At 69.9% G+C, this 17,535-nt stretch carries 14 protein-coding genes; 5 read left to right on the forward strand and 9 right to left on the reverse strand.

The genetic code is table 11. From position 1 onward, the window contains the following. Positions 1 to 17: 17 nt before the first annotated feature. The gene (locus ACFWMR_RS21870) at positions 18 to 2,312 is read right to left on the reverse strand and encodes a sodium-translocating pyrophosphatase (protein WP_093933350.1); all 2,295 of its coding nucleotides are present in this window, start codon (positions 2,310 to 2,312) and stop codon (positions 18 to 20) included. 321 nt (positions 2,313 to 2,633) lie between these two features. Between ACFWMR_RS21870 and ACFWMR_RS21875 the strand changes: the two genes are divergently transcribed. Continuing rightward, entirely contained in the window at positions 2,634 to 5,114 is a 2,481-nt protein-coding gene (locus ACFWMR_RS21875; RefSeq protein ID WP_378379677.1) for a DEAD/DEAH box helicase, read from the forward strand. Between the two features lie 26 nt (positions 5,115 to 5,140). Here the strand turns inward: ACFWMR_RS21875 and ACFWMR_RS21880 are convergent, their stop codons facing one another. From ACFWMR_RS21880 to ssd, 8 genes are all read right to left on the reverse strand, one after another. Then, positions 5,141 to 5,767: a bifunctional DNA primase/polymerase gene (locus ACFWMR_RS21880; protein WP_093933352.1), complete on the reverse strand. Its 627-nt coding sequence runs from the start codon at positions 5,765 to 5,767 to the stop codon at positions 5,141 to 5,143. A 417-nt stretch (positions 5,768 to 6,184) separates the two neighbouring features. Further along, positions 6,185 to 6,541, reverse strand: coding sequence for an Rv3654c family TadE-like protein (locus tag ACFWMR_RS21885; protein ID WP_378379678.1), 357 nt, complete (start codon positions 6,539 to 6,541; stop codon positions 6,185 to 6,187). Then, a complete protein-coding gene (locus tag ACFWMR_RS21890) occupies positions 6,538 to 6,870 on the reverse strand; it encodes a TadE family type IV pilus minor pilin (protein WP_378278510.1) in 333 nt (110 codons plus the stop codon). Before ACFWMR_RS21890 ends, ACFWMR_RS21885 begins: the two co-directional genes overlap by 4 nt. Further along, positions 6,870 to 7,043 (reverse strand): DUF4244 domain-containing protein, encoded by a 174-nt coding sequence (locus ACFWMR_RS21895; RefSeq protein ID WP_093939287.1) that lies wholly within the window; start codon positions 7,041 to 7,043, stop codon positions 6,870 to 6,872. Before ACFWMR_RS21895 ends, ACFWMR_RS21890 begins: the two co-directional genes overlap by 1 nt. Before the next feature lie 18 nt (positions 7,044 to 7,061). Continuing rightward, positions 7,062 to 7,649 (reverse strand): type II secretion system F family protein, encoded by a 588-nt coding sequence (locus tag ACFWMR_RS21900; RefSeq protein WP_378379679.1) that lies wholly within the window; start codon positions 7,647 to 7,649, stop codon positions 7,062 to 7,064. Then, entirely contained in the window at positions 7,643 to 8,383 is a 741-nt protein-coding gene (locus ACFWMR_RS21905; protein ID WP_378379680.1) for a type II secretion system F family protein, read from the reverse strand. Before ACFWMR_RS21905 ends, ACFWMR_RS21900 begins: the two co-directional genes overlap by 7 nt. Further along, complete coding sequence (locus ACFWMR_RS21910; RefSeq protein ID WP_378379681.1) at positions 8,380 to 9,522, reverse strand: TadA family conjugal transfer-associated ATPase; 1,143 nt, start codon at positions 9,520 to 9,522, stop codon at positions 8,380 to 8,382. Before ACFWMR_RS21910 ends, ACFWMR_RS21905 begins: the two co-directional genes overlap by 4 nt. Next, on the reverse strand, positions 9,519 to 10,592 hold the full coding sequence (gene ssd, locus ACFWMR_RS21915; RefSeq protein WP_378278506.1) for a septum site-determining protein Ssd: 1,074 nt from the start codon (positions 10,590 to 10,592) through the stop codon (positions 9,519 to 9,521). Before ssd ends, ACFWMR_RS21910 begins: the two co-directional genes overlap by 4 nt. 596 nt (positions 10,593 to 11,188) lie before the next feature. Between ssd and ACFWMR_RS21920 the strand changes: the two genes are divergently transcribed. The 4 genes from ACFWMR_RS21920 (at position 11,189) to ACFWMR_RS21935 (ending at position 17,437) form a co-directional block, all read left to right on the forward strand. Further along, entirely contained in the window at positions 11,189 to 11,986 is a 798-nt protein-coding gene (locus ACFWMR_RS21920) for an HAD family hydrolase (RefSeq protein WP_093938540.1), read from the forward strand. A gap of 575 nt (positions 11,987 to 12,561) precedes the next feature. After that, positions 12,562 to 14,376 carry a glycoside hydrolase family 3 protein gene (locus tag ACFWMR_RS21925; RefSeq protein ID WP_378379682.1) on the forward strand — a complete coding sequence of 605 codons (1,815 nt, stop codon included), beginning with the start codon at positions 12,562 to 12,564 and terminating at the stop codon, positions 14,374 to 14,376. Next, the gene (locus ACFWMR_RS21930) at positions 14,373 to 15,641 is read left to right on the forward strand and encodes an exo-beta-N-acetylmuramidase NamZ family protein (RefSeq protein ID WP_378379683.1); all 1,269 of its coding nucleotides are present in this window, start codon (positions 14,373 to 14,375) and stop codon (positions 15,639 to 15,641) included. The genes ACFWMR_RS21925 and ACFWMR_RS21930 overlap by 4 nt, the downstream gene beginning before the upstream one ends. Positions 15,642 to 15,715: 74 nt before the next feature. Further along, a complete protein-coding gene (locus ACFWMR_RS21935; RefSeq protein ID WP_378379698.1) occupies positions 15,716 to 17,437 on the forward strand; it encodes a serine hydrolase in 1,722 nt (573 codons plus the stop codon). The last annotated feature ends 98 nt before the right edge of the window (positions 17,438 to 17,535 follow it).

A 17,535-nucleotide genomic window follows, 5' to 3' on the forward strand; every position in this document is an offset into this window, starting at 1 on the left:
GTACTGCTTTTACGGTGTCACGCCTTCGCTTCCGCGGGGCTGTCGGAAAGAACCGACTCGCGACGCTTGGAAACGACGATCGCGGCGACGATGATCGCGACCGCGACCAGCGAGATCGCGATACGGACGCCGACGTTGGCGTCCGCGCCGATCGAGAACTGCACGATCGCCGGGGCGATCAGCACGGACACCAGGTTCATCACCTTGATCAGCGGGTTGATCGCGGGACCGGCGGTGTCCTTGAACGGGTCGCCGACGGTGTCACCGATGATGGTGGCCTCGTGCGCGTCCGATCCCTTGCCGCCGTGGTTTCCGTCTTCCACGAGCTTCTTCGCGTTGTCCCAGGCGCCACCGGAGTTGGCGAGGAAGATCGCCATCAGGGTGCCGGTCGCGATCGCACCGGCCAGGTATCCGGCGAGCGCGCCGGTGCCGAGGCCGAAACCGACCGCGATGGGTGCGAAGACCGCGAGCAGACCGGGCGTGGTCAGCTCACGCAGCGAGTCGCGCGTGACGATGTCGACGACCCGGCCGTACTCGGGACGGGTGGTGCCCTCCATGATCCCCGGGATGTCGCGGAACTGGCGGCGCACCTCGTAGACGACCGCGCCGGCGGCACGGGACACCGCGTTGACCGCGAGACCGGAGAACAGGAACACGACCGCCGCGCCGACGATCACGCCGACGAGGGTGTTCGGGCTGACCACCGTGTTCACGAAGAAATTCAGCGTCGACATGCTGGCTTCGGCCGCTTCCGGGATCGACTTCAGCGCCTTGCTGATCGCGTCCTGGTAGGACCCGAACAGTGCTGTCGCCGCGAGGACCGCCGTGGCGATCGCGATGCCCTTCGTGATGGCCTTGGTGGTGTTGCCGACCGCGTCGAGCTCGGTGAGGATCTGCGCGGCGTCTTCGTCGACGTCGCCCGACATCTCAGCGATGCCCTGCGCGTTGTCCGAGATCGGGCCGAAGGTGTCCATCGCGACGATGACACCGACGGTGGTGAGCAGACCGGTACCGGCCAGCGCCACGGCGAACAGTGCGACGCCGCCACCGAGCAGGTACGCGCCGAACACGGCCGCGCCGATGACCAGCGCGGTGTAGACGGCGGACTCGAAACCGACCGAAAGACCGGACAGGATCACCGTCGCCGCACCGGTTTCCGAGGTCTTGCCGACCTCCTTGACCGGCTTGTACTCGGTGCCGGTGTAGTACCCGGTGAGCTTGAGGATGATCGCCGCGAGCACGATGCCGATGATCACCGAGATGGTCGCGATGAGCGCCGGGTTGCCCGGCTCACCCGTGGCGCCACTGGTCAGCTCGGAGAACGAACCGGGCAGGTAGACGAACGCCGCGATCGTCGAGAGCACCGCGGAAATGGCGGCGGAGATGTAGAAGGAGCGGTTGATCGTGACCAGACCGCCTTCACCCGCCTTGGCCTTGGTGATGTAGACACCGATGACCGCGGTGATCACGCCGATGGCGGGAACGATGAGCGGGAAGATCAGGCCGTGCACGCCGAAGGCGGTGCTGCCCAGGATCAGTGCCGCCACGAGCATGACCGCGTACGACTCGAAGAGGTCGGCCGCCATGCCGGCGCAGTCGCCCACGTTGTCACCGACGTTGTCGGCGATGGTGGCCGCGTTGCGCGGGTCGTCCTCGGGGATGCCCTGCTCGACCTTGCCGACCAGGTCGGCGCCGACGTCGGCGGCCTTCGTGAAGATACCGCCGCCGACACGCATGAACATCGCGATCAGCGCGGCACCGAAACCGAAGCCCTCCAACACCTTCGGGGCCTGTCCCGTGTAGACGAGGACGACCACCGCGGCGCCGAAGAGGCCGAGGCCGACGGTGATCATGCCGACCACGCCGCCGGTGCGGAACGCCAGGCGCATCGCCTTCTCGCGACCACCGGACTCGCGCGAAGCGGCCGCGACGCGCAGGTTCGCCTGCGTCGCCAGCCACATGCCGAGGTAGCCGATCGCGAAGGAGAACGCCGCGCCGACCAGGAAGAAGATCGACCTGCCGATCTTTTCGTTCCAGTCATCGGCCGGCAAGGCGAAGAGCAGTACGAACACGATCGCACCGAAGATCGCGAGGGTGTTGCGCTGCCGTTTCAGATAGGCAGCCGCGCCTTCCTGCACTGCCTTCGCGATGTCCTGCATCTTGGTGGTGCCCTGGCCGGCGGCCAGCACCTCCTTGAGCAGAACGTAGCCGATGACCAGTGCGGCAAGGGCGACCACGGCGATTACACCGACAATGGTGTAACCACCTCCGGTGAGCGTGAGTTCGCCCGCCGCGAGGAACTGCCGGGACATTCGTCCTCCTGGAGACGTCGCCGTTGGCCAACGAGCGATCCGCCGATGGAACCGGCGTGTCGTGCGCTGGCATGGGGATCTGTATCGAAGGTCACGCTAGTCGCACTGCAAGGTACGTCTCACATGACGCTCGCCACAGACGGTGTGGATTGCGGGAGTGTATTGGTAGTGGGATGGCGGGCGGCAAGCCGTCCCTGCCACCGCACGTTCCGTAACCTTGTGAGTCTGATCACTTTATCGATCATCCGGGCCCCCTCCCGGCGTCCGTTCTCCTCCGGCGGCGGCCCGTTTCTGTCGGTGCGCTGTGCGAAGCTTCCGGACGTGGACGGCACGGCGGAATCCGGTAAGGGGCGGCGGCTTCTCGACCGCGCGACGGCGGGAATCCCGGCTTCGCTGTACCCGGTCACCCATGTGGCCGAGCTGCCCGCTCGGGCGGCGGATTCGGTGGACTGGCCAGAGTGGGCGGCGGCCGAAGTCGTCGAGGCGCTGAAGGCGGGCGGCGTCGACGCGCCGTGGCGGCATCAGGCGGAAGCCGCGTCGCTGGCGCGCGAGGGCAAGCACGTCGTGATCTCCACCGGGACCGCGTCGGGCAAGTCGCTCGCGTACCAGTTGCCGGTGCTGTCCGCGCTGGTGGAGGACGAGCGCGCGTCGGCGCTGTACCTGTCGCCGACCAAGGCGCTCGGCGCCGATCAGTTGCGCTCCGTGTCCTCTTTGGACATCAAGAAGGCGCGGGCGGCGTCGTTCGACGGTGACACTCCGTTGGAGGAGCGGGACTGGGTCCGCGCGCACGCGAACTGGGTGTTCACGAACCCGGACATGCTGCATCGCGGGATCCTCTCGTCGCACGCGCGCTGGTCCCGGTTCTTCCGGCGGCTCTCGTTCGTCGTGGTCGACGAATGCCACAGTTATCGCGGGGTCTTCGGTTCGCACGTGGCGTTGCTGCTGCGCAGACTGCGAAGGGTCGCGGCGTACTACGGCGCTTCGCCGGTCTTCGTTCTCGCGTCGGCGACGACGGCGGATCCGGCGGCGTTCGCTTCGAAGCTCTCCGGGCAGGAGTGCGTCCCGGTCACCGAGGACGGCTCGCCGCGCGGCGCCCGCACGGTCGCACTGTGGGAACCCCCGCTGTTGTCGGAACTTTCGGGCGAGAACGGGGCACCGGTACGAAGATCGGCCGGCGCGGAGGCTTCGCGGATCCTCGCCGAACTGGTCATCGAGGGTGCCCGCTCGCTGGCGTTCGTCCGTTCGCGGCGAGGCGCGGAGCTGACGGCGCTGGGCGCGCGGCGAATTCTGTCCGAAGTGGACGGTGCGCTGGCGGAATCGGTCGCCGCGTACCGCTCCGGGTACCTGCCGGAGGAGCGGCGCGCCCTCGAAGCGGCCTTGCTTTCCGGGCGGCTGCTCGGTGTGGCGACGACGAACGCGCTCGAACTCGGCGTCGACATCGCCGGGCTGGACGCGGTGGTGCTGGCCGGTTATCCGGGAACGCTCGCGTCGTTCTGGCAGCAGGCGGGCCGGGCCGGGCGCGCGGGGGACGCGGCACTGGTCGTCTTCGTGGCCCGCGACGATCCGCTGGACACCTATCTCGTGCACCATCCGGCCGCGATCCTGGACAGGCCGGTGGAAGCCGCCGTCCTCGACCCGTCGAACCCGTATGTGCTCGGGCCGCAGCTGGCCTGCGCCATCGCCGAACTCCCGCTGACCGAACCAGAGGTCGCGGCCTTCGGCGGTGAAGCGGCGCGTGGGGTGCTCGCCGATCTGGTCAAGGAGAAGATCATCCGGCGCCGCACGAGCGGCTGGTACTGGACTTCGCGCGACCGGCCGCACGCCGAGGTCGGCATCCGCGGTTCGGGCGGCGAGCAGATCGCGGTGGTGGAGGCCGATTCCGGCCGGATGCTCGGCACCGTCGATCCGGGTTCCGCCTGCTACGCGGTGCATCCCGGCGCGGTGTACCTGCACCAGGGTTCGTCCTATGTGGTCGACGAACTCGATCTGGAGACCGGGCTCGCCCTGGTGCACGCGGAGGATCCGGACTGGACCACGTCACCGCGCGAGATCGTCGACATCAGCGTGCTGCGCACCGAAGAGACTCAGGTGCACGGCGGGATCACGGTGAACCTCGGCGAGGTGTCGGTGAGTTCGCAAGTGGTCGGCTACTTGCGGAGACGGCCTTCCGGTGAAGTGCTGGACCAGACTCCGCTCGATCTGCCGGAGCAGAGTCTGCACACCCGCGCCGTCTGGTACACGATCTCGGCGGAGCTGCTCGGCTCTTCCGATGGCCTGTCTTCCGATGGCATGGCGGGGACCGGGGGCCATCGGGCGGGGACCGAAGCTCTGGAGCCGGTGGGGACCGGAGGCTCCAGGGTGGGGACCGAGGATCTTGGCGGAGCACCGGGGACGAGCGCCGAGTTGGATCCGGCGCGCGTCCCCGGTGCCCTGCATGCCGCCGAGCACGCGGCGATCGGCCTGCTACCGCTGTTCGCTACTTGCGACCGCTGGGACATTGGCGGGGTGTCTACCGCGTGGCACGAGGACACCGGGGAGGCGACGGTGTTCGTGCACGATGGCCATCCCGGGGGTGCGGGATTCGCCGATCGCGGGTTTGCCGCAATTGTCCCTTGGCTGGCCGCAACGCGGGAGGCGATCGTTTCCTGCGAATGCCCGGCCGGCTGCCCGTCCTGCGTCCAGTCGCCGAAGTGCGGGAACGGCAACGATCCGCTGGACAAGGCGGGGGCAGTGGCCGTTCTGGACACCGTGCTCGGGGCGTTGCGTCAACACGGGTCCCGGTCAGGCCACTCGGAGCTTTGAAATTGTGGGTTGGGCTCGTGGGTAGATCAGGCGGCGGTGGTCAGGCTCGCCACGGGGGCGGCGGCCTGGTCACCGGCCAGCGCACGGACGAGCACGTCGTGCACTTCGGCGGCCTCGGGGAGCTGCCAGCCCCAGACCTCGGGCTTGACCCGCCAGTGCACGACACCGTGCTGGAACGGCGACGGGGGCAGCGGGATGTAGCCGTTCGCGCCGTGCCACTGGATCGAGGCCTGGTCTTCCAGCTCGCGGGGGATGCTCGTGGCGACGGTGGTCAGGAACAGCCAGCGGCCGTTCGGCATCGCGACGATCGGGGCCGGGTGGCCGGAGGCGCGCAGCAGACGGGCGGCGGCCTTGCCGAGCTCGTCGTCGACCTCGATGGCGTCCAGCACGGTGCCGGTGGCCACGAGCAGGCTGTGCGTCTCGTCGCCGAACCAGGTGGCGACGTCGTGCGGGTGGGCCTCGGTCAGCTCACGCCAGTTGTCCTTGGCCGGGACGGGACGCCGCCAGGTGAGGTCGTCACCTTCAGCGGTGAGCGCGGCGGGCTCCGCACCGGGGAGCACCGGCCAGCCACGCCACGCGAGGCCGATCGCCTCCGCCCGCATCTCGATGCGGAAGGCGCCCCGCCAGCTGTCCGGCCAATTCGCGTCCAACATTACTGTCCCTGCCTCAGGTCAACTCTGTCCTGTGTAAGTCCTGCGCGGCCACCCGGCGACCTTCTCGAGGTGGCGCACATCTCAATAAACGGCAAGTTGCACATCGGGAGAAGACCTCACGCGACAACCGGCCGTTACTTAGCGATGAACGCGCGGTAGTCCGACAGGACGGACTGAAGGCCGGACGTCCGATTAACGGGCGTGCCCGACCGGTTCGAGGCCGTTCGTCGCAGCCGAGCTGGGCGTCCTTGTCGCTGTGATCGTGCTCACGACCTGCGGTGCACGACCGTTCGGCGGAGCGCTGATCATGACTTCGACCGCTCGCCGCGCCTCAACGACCGCTGCTCGCGCCCGGCGGTTACTCGCCCGTACTACCCGCTGGTCACCGCTGGGCGACCGTTCACCGTGCGACGCCCGTCACGGTGGCCTGTCGACCGGACCCGCCCTGGCCCGTGCCTCCGCCTGCCCGATGGCCGCCCACCGTCCCGGCGACTCCGACCGCACCTCGACCAGGGCGTCGCCTCGCTCCCACCGGCAGGTCAGCAGGGTGACGGACATCCGGACGGTGACCTGCCGCGCCCGTTCGCAGGCCGCGCCGGGCCCGTCCGCCGCGCGCGAAGCCGCGGCGAGCGCCGCCAGATCGGCGGCTGCCTCTGCGCGGTGCCTGCTCGCGACGGCCGCGCCGAGCCAGAAGACGAACGCCGCCGTGCAGATCAGGGCGGCGACGATCGAGGCCGTCCACGCGGTCGCGACGCCGCGATCGTCGCCGCTCACGGCTCGGCCACCGCGAAGGCGCGGGAACGCAGGCGGATGCCCGGCAGCAGTCCGGCCACCGGTTCGGCCTCGACACCGGCGGTGATGGTGTCGCCTTCCCGGACGACGTCCAGCCGTGCGCCGGCCGGCGCGATCTCCCGCACCGCCTGTTCGGCCCGGGCGGGCTGGCCCCGGGCGAGGAGCCTGGCCGCCTCGCGGGCCGCGTCGGTGCAGCGGACCTGGTCGGCGGCGACCCCGATCCCGGCGAACAGCAAGGCCGCGACGAAAGTCAGCGCGCCGATGCCGAGCGCGGCCTCCACCGTGACGGAGCCGCTGTCGTCGCGTGGCATCAGAACTTCACCGACAAGGCCCGCTCGACGAGCGCGGTGAGCCCGGCGGCGACGGCGTCGCTGGTGACGATCAGATAGAGAACGACGGCCAGCGCGGCGGCGGCCACGATGGCGATGGCGTACTCGACGGTCGCTGTTCCGTCGTCTCCACGGAAGGTGGGGAACTTGCGCATGGGAGATCGCCTTTCGTTTCAGAGGACGCCGTCGAGACGACCGGCCAGGCCGAGCACGACGGGCAGGACACCGAGGCAGAGGAAAGCGGGGAGGAAGCAGAGGCCGATCGGTGCCGCCAGCAGCACTCCGGCCCGTTCCGCGCGTTCCTCGGCTTCGGCGGAGAGCGACTCGCGCAGTCTTCGCGCGAGGTCTTTCGCGTGTTCGGCGAGCGCGGTGCCCGCCCTCGCCGTTCGGACGGCGGCGACGGACAGTTCGGCCAGACCGGGCCGGTCCCGCACCGGCGCCCAGGCTTCGGCGGGCCCGACTCCGACGGCGAGATGCGAGGACACGGAACGCAGTGCCACCGCGGTCTTCGGTGACGCCGCCGGGACGACCGCTTCGAGCGCGACAGGGACCGGCAGCCCGCCCGCCAGGCAGGCGGACAGAAGGTCGAGGGTGACGGCCGACCGGAGCAGTTCGGAGACACCGCCGACCCGGCGGTCCCGGGCCGCCCGCCCCCGAAGCCAGGCGAGGAGACGGCCTGGCCGCGCGGTAGCTCCAGGTCCGAGGCGGGGCCAGCAGAAGACGGCACCGCCCAGCAGGATCAACGCCACTCCGGTCAGCACGGGGCCACCCGCCCGGTGAGTGCCCGGCACCAGGCCGTTCCCGCCCAGATCAGTCCGCTGCCCAGGACGAGCAGCAGCTGACCGGCACCGGTCCCGGTGAGGACGCCGAACGGGCCCGCCCCCATCGCTTCGCCGAGCAGCAGGCACACCAGGGGGAGAACGGCGAGCACGGCGGCGCTCGCCCGAGGACCGGCCATCTTCGCCTTCAGACGACGCCGGAAGCCGACCTCGGCCTCGGTTTCCCGCCGCGCGGCGTCGAGCACGTCGGCCATCGGAAGCCCGAACCGGCTCGCGAGCTCCCACGCGTTCGTCAGCGCCGGTGGCGCGTCCGGATCGCGTGCTCCGCCGCCGAGTCTGGCGGCCGCGACGAGGCCGCGCAGCCGTCCGGCCGCGGCGGGCACCGCTTCCGCCACGGCCTCGGCCGCCGCCACCGGATGGGCGCCCGCCCGGAGCTCGCCGATCATCGTGCGCAGGATCGCCGCGGTGAGTTCGGCTTCCGCCAGCGCCGCTTTCTCCCGCGCCCGCCACCGGTACTCCTGGCGGACGGTCAAGGTGAGCACCAGCGTCGCCAAGGCCCAGCCGATCCCGAGGAACGGCGAGACGAGCAACGCGGGCAACGGCCACCAGGCCGTGCGAGCGACCTGAGGCAGCCGCCAGGTGACCGGGACACGCACCGCCGTCCTCGGCCAGCAGGCCAGTCCCGCGCCGCAGGAGAGCAGGAACCAGGGGTTCATGCCGCCATCTCCTCGAAGGGTGTCTCGTCGCCGATCCAGTGCCCCTTGCTCCAGACCGGGACGACCTTGGCCTCGCCTCGGAACGAGCGGACGACGCCGACCTCCTCCAGCCGCCGGATCCCGCTCGACGAGCGGCACATGTGCAGGACCACCCGCACCGCCGCCGTCAGCTGGCTGTGCAGCGCGTCCCGTTTGAGCCCGCCGAGCGCGGCCAGCGCCTCCATCCGCGCCGGGACCTCCGCCGACGAGTTGGCGTGCACGGTGCAGGCTCCGCCGTCGTGCCCGGTGTTCATGGCGTTGAGCAAGGCGATGACCTCCCCGCCGCGCACTTCGCCGACGACCAGCCTGTCCGGGCGCATGCGCAACGCCTGCCGCACCAGTTCGCCGAGCCCGATCTCGCCCGCGCCCTCGACGTTGGCCGGACGGGCGATCAGGCTGACGAACTGCGGATGGTCCGGTCTCAGTTCGCCCGCGTCCTCGACACAGACGATGCGTTCGCCCGGGGGCACCGCGCCGAGCAGCGCGGACAGCAACGTCGTCTTGCCCGTCCCGGTACCGCCGGACACCAGGAACGTGAGCCGGCGCCGGATGACCGAATCGAGCAGCTCCGCGCCGCTGGTCCCGAAAACCCCGCGAAGCCGGAGTTCGGCGAGATCGTGGGTGGCGGGCCGGAGGACCCGGAGCGAGAGAGCGGTCCCGGCGGGCGCGAGCGGCGGGAGGACCGCGTGCATCCGGATCCGGCCTCGCGGTCCCACGCCCGGCAGCCAGCAGTCGGCGAACGGTTGCGCGTCGTCCAGCCGCCTGCCGCCGGCGAGGGCGAGCCGCTGGGCCAGCCTGCGAACGGACTCCTCGTCGACGAAACGGACCTCTGTCTTCTCAGGGCCTGTCCCGGCGTCGATCCAGACCTCGTCCGGCGAGGTGACGAGAACGTCGGTGACGCCGGGTCTCCCGAGAAGCGGCGCGAGCGGACCGGCGCCGACGAACTCGTCACGGGCCAGCCGGACCGCGCCGAGGACCGCCTCCTGACCGAGCGCGCCACCGGCTTCGGCGCGGACCGCCCGCGCCACGCTCACCGGATCCGCCGGGGCACCCGACGCGGCCAGCCGCCGCCGGACCCGCTCGACCAGTTCCTCGGTCATCGCGAGGCACCGGCCAGGTTTCCGCGCGCGGCGGCGAGGACCTCGGCGGCGGCCACGGCCAGATGCCCGCGGTGTCGCGGCACGAACTCACCGCGGTCGACGGCCACCGGCAACGACCGTTCGCGGCCCATCGACGTGATGAGCGGGGCACCGACGGCGTCGGCGATCTCTTTCGGGATCAGCCCCGAGGGCGACGGCCCGCGGACCGCGACACCGACCCGGGTCCCGTGGGGTTCGAGCCTGGCGAGGACCTGTTTCGCCGCCGCGCAGGCGCGGAGTTCCGCGGGGACGACGACCACGATCAGATCGGCGAGCCCGATCGCGGTGGACGTTTCCACCCCGAAATACCTCGGCAGATCGCAGACGACCGTCCGCCCCGCGCGGCGACCGGCGCACAGCACGCCTTCGATCGCGTCCGGCCCGGGACCGTGCCCTTCCCGCCCGTAGGACACAAAGGACAGTGAGCCTGACGCGTATTTCTTCCGCGGCAGGGCCTCGCTCAACGCCGTCATGGTCACCCGGCCGCCGAGGTCGAGTTCCGGCCAGCGCGGCCCGCGATCGCGTTCCGCGGCGAGGAGGACGTCGACACCGCCGCCGAGCGGATCGCAGTCGACGAGCAGCCCGCCGCCCCCGGATTTCTCCGCCCGGTACGCGACGGCGGCCGCCAGTACCGAGGCCCCGGCGCCGCCGCTACCGCCGACGACCCCGATGACGACGCCGTCGTCACGCGCGGGCCCGTCGACGACGTCGGCGAACTCGCCGATGAGATCGCCTTCCTCGTCCGGCAGGGAAAGGACCTTCTCCGAGCCGGTGTTGAACGCGCGCTCCCACGTCACCGGCGTCGGCGCGCCCTTGCAGACGAGCAGGACCTTGTTCCGCCGCAGCAGGCGGTTCGGCGCGCTCGCGGCTTCTTCGTCGAGTACCACGAGCGGCGCGCGGGCCCATCTCCCGCGAGCGGCGTCCAGATCGGGTGCGCGTTCCACCTCGCAGCCCGCGGCCGCCGCCACGCGCAGGATCTCGTCGAGCAGGATGTCGTCTCCGGCGACGACGAGCGGATGTTGTTCGGTCATGGCTCCCCCGGGATTCGGTCGGACTCGGGCTGTGCTTCCACGGTCGCGCCGGACCCGTCCGCGCACAACGCCATTCCGCCCCACCTGTGGACAACCGGGGTGTTGTGGACAACTCGTCCCGGAAAACCGGCTTCCCCGACGTTTTCGTCGGCGCTTTCCGGCATACTTCCCGGCTTTTCCGCACCGAACACTCGCGCCCTGTTTCCGGCCCGCGCGATGCCCTGAAAGCGTTGAGAGAAAAGAAGGTTTACGAACGTCGGCCGATTCGTCGTTGCCCTGGCCCGGTTTCCGAGACCGATGAGGTCTGAACCACTGACAGGAGGGGAAATAACAGGAGGCGGCCCTCGCCAGGGGGGAGGGACGAGGGCCGCCTGGGGTTCAGCCCCGGGGGGTCGGACTGAACCTGGGTCCGGTTCGACACCGGACAATCTCACTGTAACTCCGATACCTGCCTGTTGCGGGCGAGGATCGTACCCACAATTCGATAACGGCACGACGCGCCAGAGCGGCCGCGCGGTCGTGGATTTTCCACCGTCGTATCCCGATCGTGGTCGACCAACGGGCGCGTGCCGGTGCGGCTCTCCTATCCTTGACGGGTGGCCCAACCCAGCACGACACCGAGCCCGGTCGCGGCGTTCTTCGATCTCGACAAGACGATCATCGCGTCATCGAGCGCGTTGGCCTTCAGCAAACCTCTTCTGCGCGAAGGCCTGATCAACCGACGAGCCGCGCTTCGCAGCGCGTACGCACAGCTCGTGTTCTCCCTGGCGGGCGCGGACGCGGCGAAAACCGAGCGGATGCGCGCCGAGGTTTCCGCGCTGTGCACCGGATGGGACGTCGCGCAGGTGTCCGCGATCGTCCGCGAAACGCTGCACGACGTCGTCGACCCGCTCGTCTACGCGGAAGCGGCGGAACTGATCTCCGCCCACCGCGCGGACGGTCACGACGTCGTGGTGCTGTCGGCGACCGGCGAGGAGGTCGTCGCCCCGGTCGCCGAAATGCTCGGCGCGACGCGCAGCGTGGCCACCCGGATGCAGATCGTGGACGGCCGCTACTCGGGCGAAGTCGATTTCTATTGCTACGGCGAGAACAAGGCCGTCGCCGCCAAGGAACTCGCGGCCACGTACGGCTACGACCTCACCCAGTGCCACGCGTACACCGACTCGAGCACCGACATCCCGCTCCTCGAGGTCGTCGGACGGCCGCACGCGGTCAACCCCGACCGCGTCCTGCGCAAGCACGCGACCGAACAGGGCTGGGAGATCCTCGCCTTCGAGCATCCGATGTCCCTGCGGACCCGGATCCCGGCCCGGTCGGCGGGCCTGGTCGCGCTCGGCGCCGTCGCCGCGGGGGCCACCTGGTACGGCTACAGCCGGCGCAAACGCACCCGCTGAACGCGTACCCGGACGGCGGTACGGAGCCGGTTTCCGCAGACAGGACCGCGAATTGTCCGTCGCCCAGCGTGCCCGTGTCACTAGATCGAGCCTCTGTACCGGTGCACCCGTCTGCGCACTTGAAGTGACCCGGCTCACGGCGTAGAAAGTAGGTGCGGACGTTCGGTCGGCCAGGGAACAGGTAGAAGAGAAGCCTGTTCCACCCCGGCGAATCTCCGTGTGCGGACACCGGGTACCCACGCGCAGCGCGCCGCGGGAGGCTCGTCGTCTAGGGACTGCGTACCGGGACGCCGGACGCCGAGTCCATGAAGGTACGACCAGAGTTGCACGCTTGGTCGCCCGAGTGGTCCGCACTGACTGGCGGCGCCCGCCGGATTTGGCCGAGGGGCGCCGCCAGTGTTTTGTCCCTGTTTTCAAGCGTGACAGGCCCCTTCGCGTCCCTTTGTGTATGAACGGACCGTTCGTGCGCCTGGCCGATGGACAAGCAAAGTGCTCGTGGGTAGCTTCCGGATATCAGTGCTTCCAGGTGGACTTCTTTCCACCTGAGAGTCAGGCACGAATCTGGGAGGCTTGAGGTGACGACCCGAATCGCGCACGCCCGTCATCGGAGGATCCATGCGCTCGCCGTGCCCCTCGCGGGTCTGCTCACCCTTGCCGCTGGAACCGCAGTGGCCGTCCCGGCCTCCGCGCAGCCGATGAGCGCGGACGCGGAGGCCCAGCGGACGCTGCGCGGTCTCACCCTGGAGCAGAAGGTCGGCCAGCTGTTCGTCACGTGGGTGAACGGCAAGTCCGCCGACGAGGTCAACGCAAAGAACAAGGCCGATTTCGGGGTGGACACCCCCGCGCAGGTGGTCGAGAAGTACCACTTGGGCGGCGTCATCTATTTCAACAACGACAGCCGCGACAACTTCGACGACCCGGTCCAGGTCGCCAAGCTGTCGAACGGGCTCCAGCGGGCCGCGATCCGCAGCGGCGCCCACATCCCGTTGCAGATCGCGACCGACCAGGAGGGCGGCACGGTCACCCGCATGGGTTCCCCCGCCACCGAGCTGCCGAACGCGATGGCGATCTCGGCGGGCCGTGACACCAAGGCCGCGCAGGAGGCAGCCCGGATCCTCGGGCACGAACTGCGCGCGGTCGGCATCAATCAGGACTTCGCCCCCGACGCAGACGTGAACTCGAACCCGGCGAACCCGGTGATCGGCGTCCGGTCCTTCTCCGGCCGCCCGGATTTGGCGAGCCAGTTCGTCGGCGCCCAGGTCAAGGGCTTCCAGGACTCCGGACGGCGTTCGGAGACGGTGTCCGCCGCCGCGAAGCACTTCCCCGGCCACGGCGACGCGGCCACGGACAGTCACCTCGAACTGCCCCGGATCGACCGGAGCGAGGCCAGCTGGCGCGAGACCGACGTCCCGCCGTTCAAGGCCGCCATCGGCGCGGGCATCGACTCGATCATGAGCGCGCACATCCAGTTCCCCAGCCTCGACCCGTCGGGCGAGCCCGCCACGTTGTCGAAGCCGATCCTCACCGGAAAACTGCGTGGCGAGCTGGGCTACCGCGGTGTCGTCGTCACCGACTCGCTCTCCATGGACGCGGTGCGCGAGCTGCACACCGACGCGGAGATCCCGGTGCTGGCGCTCAAGGCGGGCATCGACCAGCTGCTCATGCCGGTGAACCTCGACCTGGCGATCAACTCGGTGCTCGACGCGGTCCGCAAGGGCGAGCTGACCGAGAAGCGGATCGACGAGAGCGTCCTGCGGGTGCTCAAGCTCAAACTGAACCGGGGCATCCTGACCTCGCCGTTCGTCGACCCGGCCAAGGTGATGTCGAAGGTCGGCGTCCCGGCCAACCTCGCGACCGCGCAAGGCATCGCCGACCGGTCGGTCACCGCGATCCGCAACGACGGCGGGGTCCTGCCGCTCGCGCAGCAGCCCGCGAAGACCCTCGTGACCGGCTGGGGCGTGAGCACGACGACCGCGCTGGCCTCGAAGCTCACCGCGCACGGAACGCAGGCGACCGCGCTCCAGACCGGCCAGACCCCGACAGACGCGCAGATCACGCAGGCGGTCGCGGCGGCGAAGAACGTCGACCTGGTCGTGGTGCTGACCAACAACGTCGGTACGTATCCGTTGCAGGGCAAGCTGTTGCAGGCGCTGGCCGACACCGGGAAGCCCGTGGTCGCGGTCGCCGCCCAGATCCCCTACGACGCCGGCTACGAGAACCCGGTCAAGACCTGGCTCGCGACGTACGGCTACATCACGCCGTCGCTCGAGGCGCTGGCGAAGGTGATCCTCGGGAAGGTGAAGCCGCAGGGCAAGCTGCCGGTGGACATCCCCGCCGGCAAGGACGTGGGCACGGTGAAGTACCCGTTCGGCCATGGGCTGACCTGGTGAACCTCAACCGCCGCCACTTCCTCGCCACCGGCGCGCTCGCGGTCCCCGCGCTGACGGCCGGGTCCTCGGTCGCGGGGGCCCAGCCGGAAAGCGAGAGCAAAGGTCCCCCGCTCACCCGCACCGGGGCGGACGTGCTCGCCGCCCGTGGCTGGGCGGCGCTGGCCGGGCGCAAGCTCGGCGTGCTCTCGAACCCGACCGGGGTCCTGGCGAGCGGCGACCACATCGTCGACTCGATGGTCGCCGCCGGGGTCCGGCCGCTCGCCGCGTTCGGGCCGGAACACGGCTTCCGCGGCAGCGCGCAGGCGGGCGGCTCCGAAGGCGACTACACCGACCCGCGCACCGGCGTGCCGGTGTACGACGCGTACGGCGCCGACGCGACGAAGCTCGCCGGGATGTTCACGAAGGCGGGCATCGACACCATCGTCTTCGACATCGCCGACGTCGGCGCGCGGTTCTACACCTACATCTGGTCGCTGTACACGGCGATGGTCGCGGCGGCGAAGGCCGGCGCGGCGGTCGTCGTGCTGGACCGGCCGAACCCGCTCGGCGGCAAGGCCGCCGGGCCGATGCTGAACCCGGCGTACGCCTCTGGTGTGGGCCGGAAGCCGATCGTGCAGCAGCACGGCATGACCGTCGGCGAACTCGCGCGGTTCTTCGCGGCCGAGTTCCTGCCGGCCGAGGGCGTCACGCCGGGCAAGCTCGAAATCGTCGAGGTGCGCGACTGGCGACGTGATCAGCTCTTCGACCGCACCGGGCTGGCCTGGGTGCCGCCGAGCCCGAACATGCCGACGCCGGACACCGCGCTCGTCTATCCCGGCACGGGGATGTTCGAGGGCACCGTGTTCTCCGAAGGCCGCGGCACCACCAGGCCGTTCGAGATCATCGGCGCGCCGGGTCTCGATTGGCGCTGGCGCGAGAAGCTCGGCGAACTGTGGCTTCCCGGCGTGAAGTTCCGCGAGACGTACTTCGCGCCGACGTTCGGCAAGTTCGTCAACGAGCCCTGCGGCGGCGTGCAGGTGACGATCACCGACGCGCGGTCGTTCGACGCCATCCGCACCGCGGTCACCATGTTCGTCACCGCGAAACAGGTGCACCCGGACAAGTTCAAGTGGCGGCCCGACAACTTCCTCGACAAGCTCTCCGGCTCCGACAGGCTGCGCACGATGATCGACAAGGGCGCCGGGGTGGACGAGATCGTCGGGTCCTGGCAGGCCGAACTGGCCGAGTTCGACCGGAAACGCCGCCGCCATCTCATCTATCGCTGATATCGCTGAGGGGAACAACCTTGCGTGCTAGGAAGATCCTGATCGCGGCTGTTTCCGTGCTGGTCGCGGCGACCATGATGTCGACGGCGGGAGCACAGGCGATTCCGGGTACCGGAGAACAGGCAGATCGCGCGGCCGGGCGGTTCGACAGGCCGCGCGTGGACTTCGCGCCCGCGTCCACCGTCCTGCGTGACGGCGCGCCCTCCGACGTCGGTCTCGATCCGGAGCCGATCAAGGCGGCCGAACGGTTCGTCGAAAGCTGGACGAAGCCGGACGCGACCGGGCATCCGCACTTCTCCGGAGCTGTCGGCCTGCTCGCGCACGACGGCGTGGTCGTCGAGCGCCAGGCCGTCGGCGGCGCCGTCCGCTACGCCGACGCGAACGGCACCGAACTGCCGCCGGAGCAGCAGGTGCCGATGCGCGCGGACACCATCTTCGACATGGCCTCGATCTCGAAGCTGTTCACCTCCATCGCGGTGATGCAGCTGGCCGAGTCGGGCGCGCTGGAGATCTCGGCGCCGGTGGCGCGGTACCTGCCGGAGTTCGGGGTGAACGGCAAGGAGTCCGTCACCGTCCAGCAGCTGCTCACCCACGTCTCGGGTTTCGCCGCGACACCGGTCCCTTCACTGTGGGAGGGCTACCCGGACATCCCGTCGCGCCGGAAGGCCGTCCTCGACAGCCCGTTGAAGAACCCGCCGGGCAGCACGTACCTCTACTCCGACCTCAACCTGCTCACGCTCGGCTTCCTGGTCGAGAAACTGGCCGGGGCGCCGCTGGACAAGGTCGTCCAGGACCGTGTCGCCGGCCCGCTCGGCATGGCCGACACCGGCTACAACCCGCCGGCCTCGAAACTCGCCAGGGTCGCGGCGACCGAGTACGCCGTGAAGCCGCCGCGAGGCCTCGTCCGCGGCGAGGTCCACGACGAGAACGCCTGGTCGCTCGGCGGTGTCGCCGGGCACGCGGGCGTGTTCTCCACCGCCTCGGACATGGCCGTACTGGCGCAGACGATCCTCAACGGCGGCGCGTACCGCGGTCACCGGATCCTGCGCCCGGAGACCGTGCGGGCGATGCTGACGAACTACAACCACAAGTTCCCCGACGACGCCCACGGACTCGGTTTCGAACTCGACCAGCCCTGGTACATGGGCGCGCTGTCGGCGCCCTCGACCGCCGGCCACACCGGGTTCACCGGGACCTCGATGGTGATCGACCCGCTGTCGCGGTCGTTCGCGATCCTGCTCACCAACCGCGTGCATCCGACGCGGAACTGGGGCTCGATCAACCTCGCCAGGGAGACATGGGCGAGCTCGCTCGCGAAGGCGATGGCCGTCCGTCCGGCGCACGGGCGCGACGCGTGGTTCAGCGGCGCCGGGGACGTCTCCACGGCCACGCTCACGACGCCGCCCTTACAGATCCGCCGTGGCCCTGTGAGGGTCTCCTTTGACACCTTCGTGGACACCGAGGGACCCTCCGATTCGCTTTTCCTGGAAATAAGTACCGACGGTGGCGTCACCTGGAAATCGATTACTGTGCGTGCAAGCGGCCCGGGAGCTCCCGCGGGGGACCAGACCGGCCTCGGCGGGCACGGCCACCGGGCTTGGTGGAAGGCCGCCGCCGAGGTGTCACAAAGCTCACAAATCACCCTGCGCTGGCGTTACACGACCGATGCCCGTTACACGGGACGCGGAATTTCCTTGGACAGTGTGAAAGTCACTGAACGGGGCCGCACACTGCTGGACAGTGAGCATAATCCCCCTACTTTTGTAGCTACCGGCTGGAAGTTGAGCCCTAGGTAACCGGGCGCCTTCAATACGGTGACCGAACTGCCCCGTTGACCGGGACACAGCCCCTTGCATCGCGACACTAAGTTGCCAAGTCGTTAGCTCGACCTCGT

It is taken from the genome of Amycolatopsis thailandensis, assembly GCF_042723255.1.
Lineage (GTDB): Bacteria > Actinomycetota > Actinomycetes > Mycobacteriales > Pseudonocardiaceae > Amycolatopsis > Amycolatopsis thailandensis.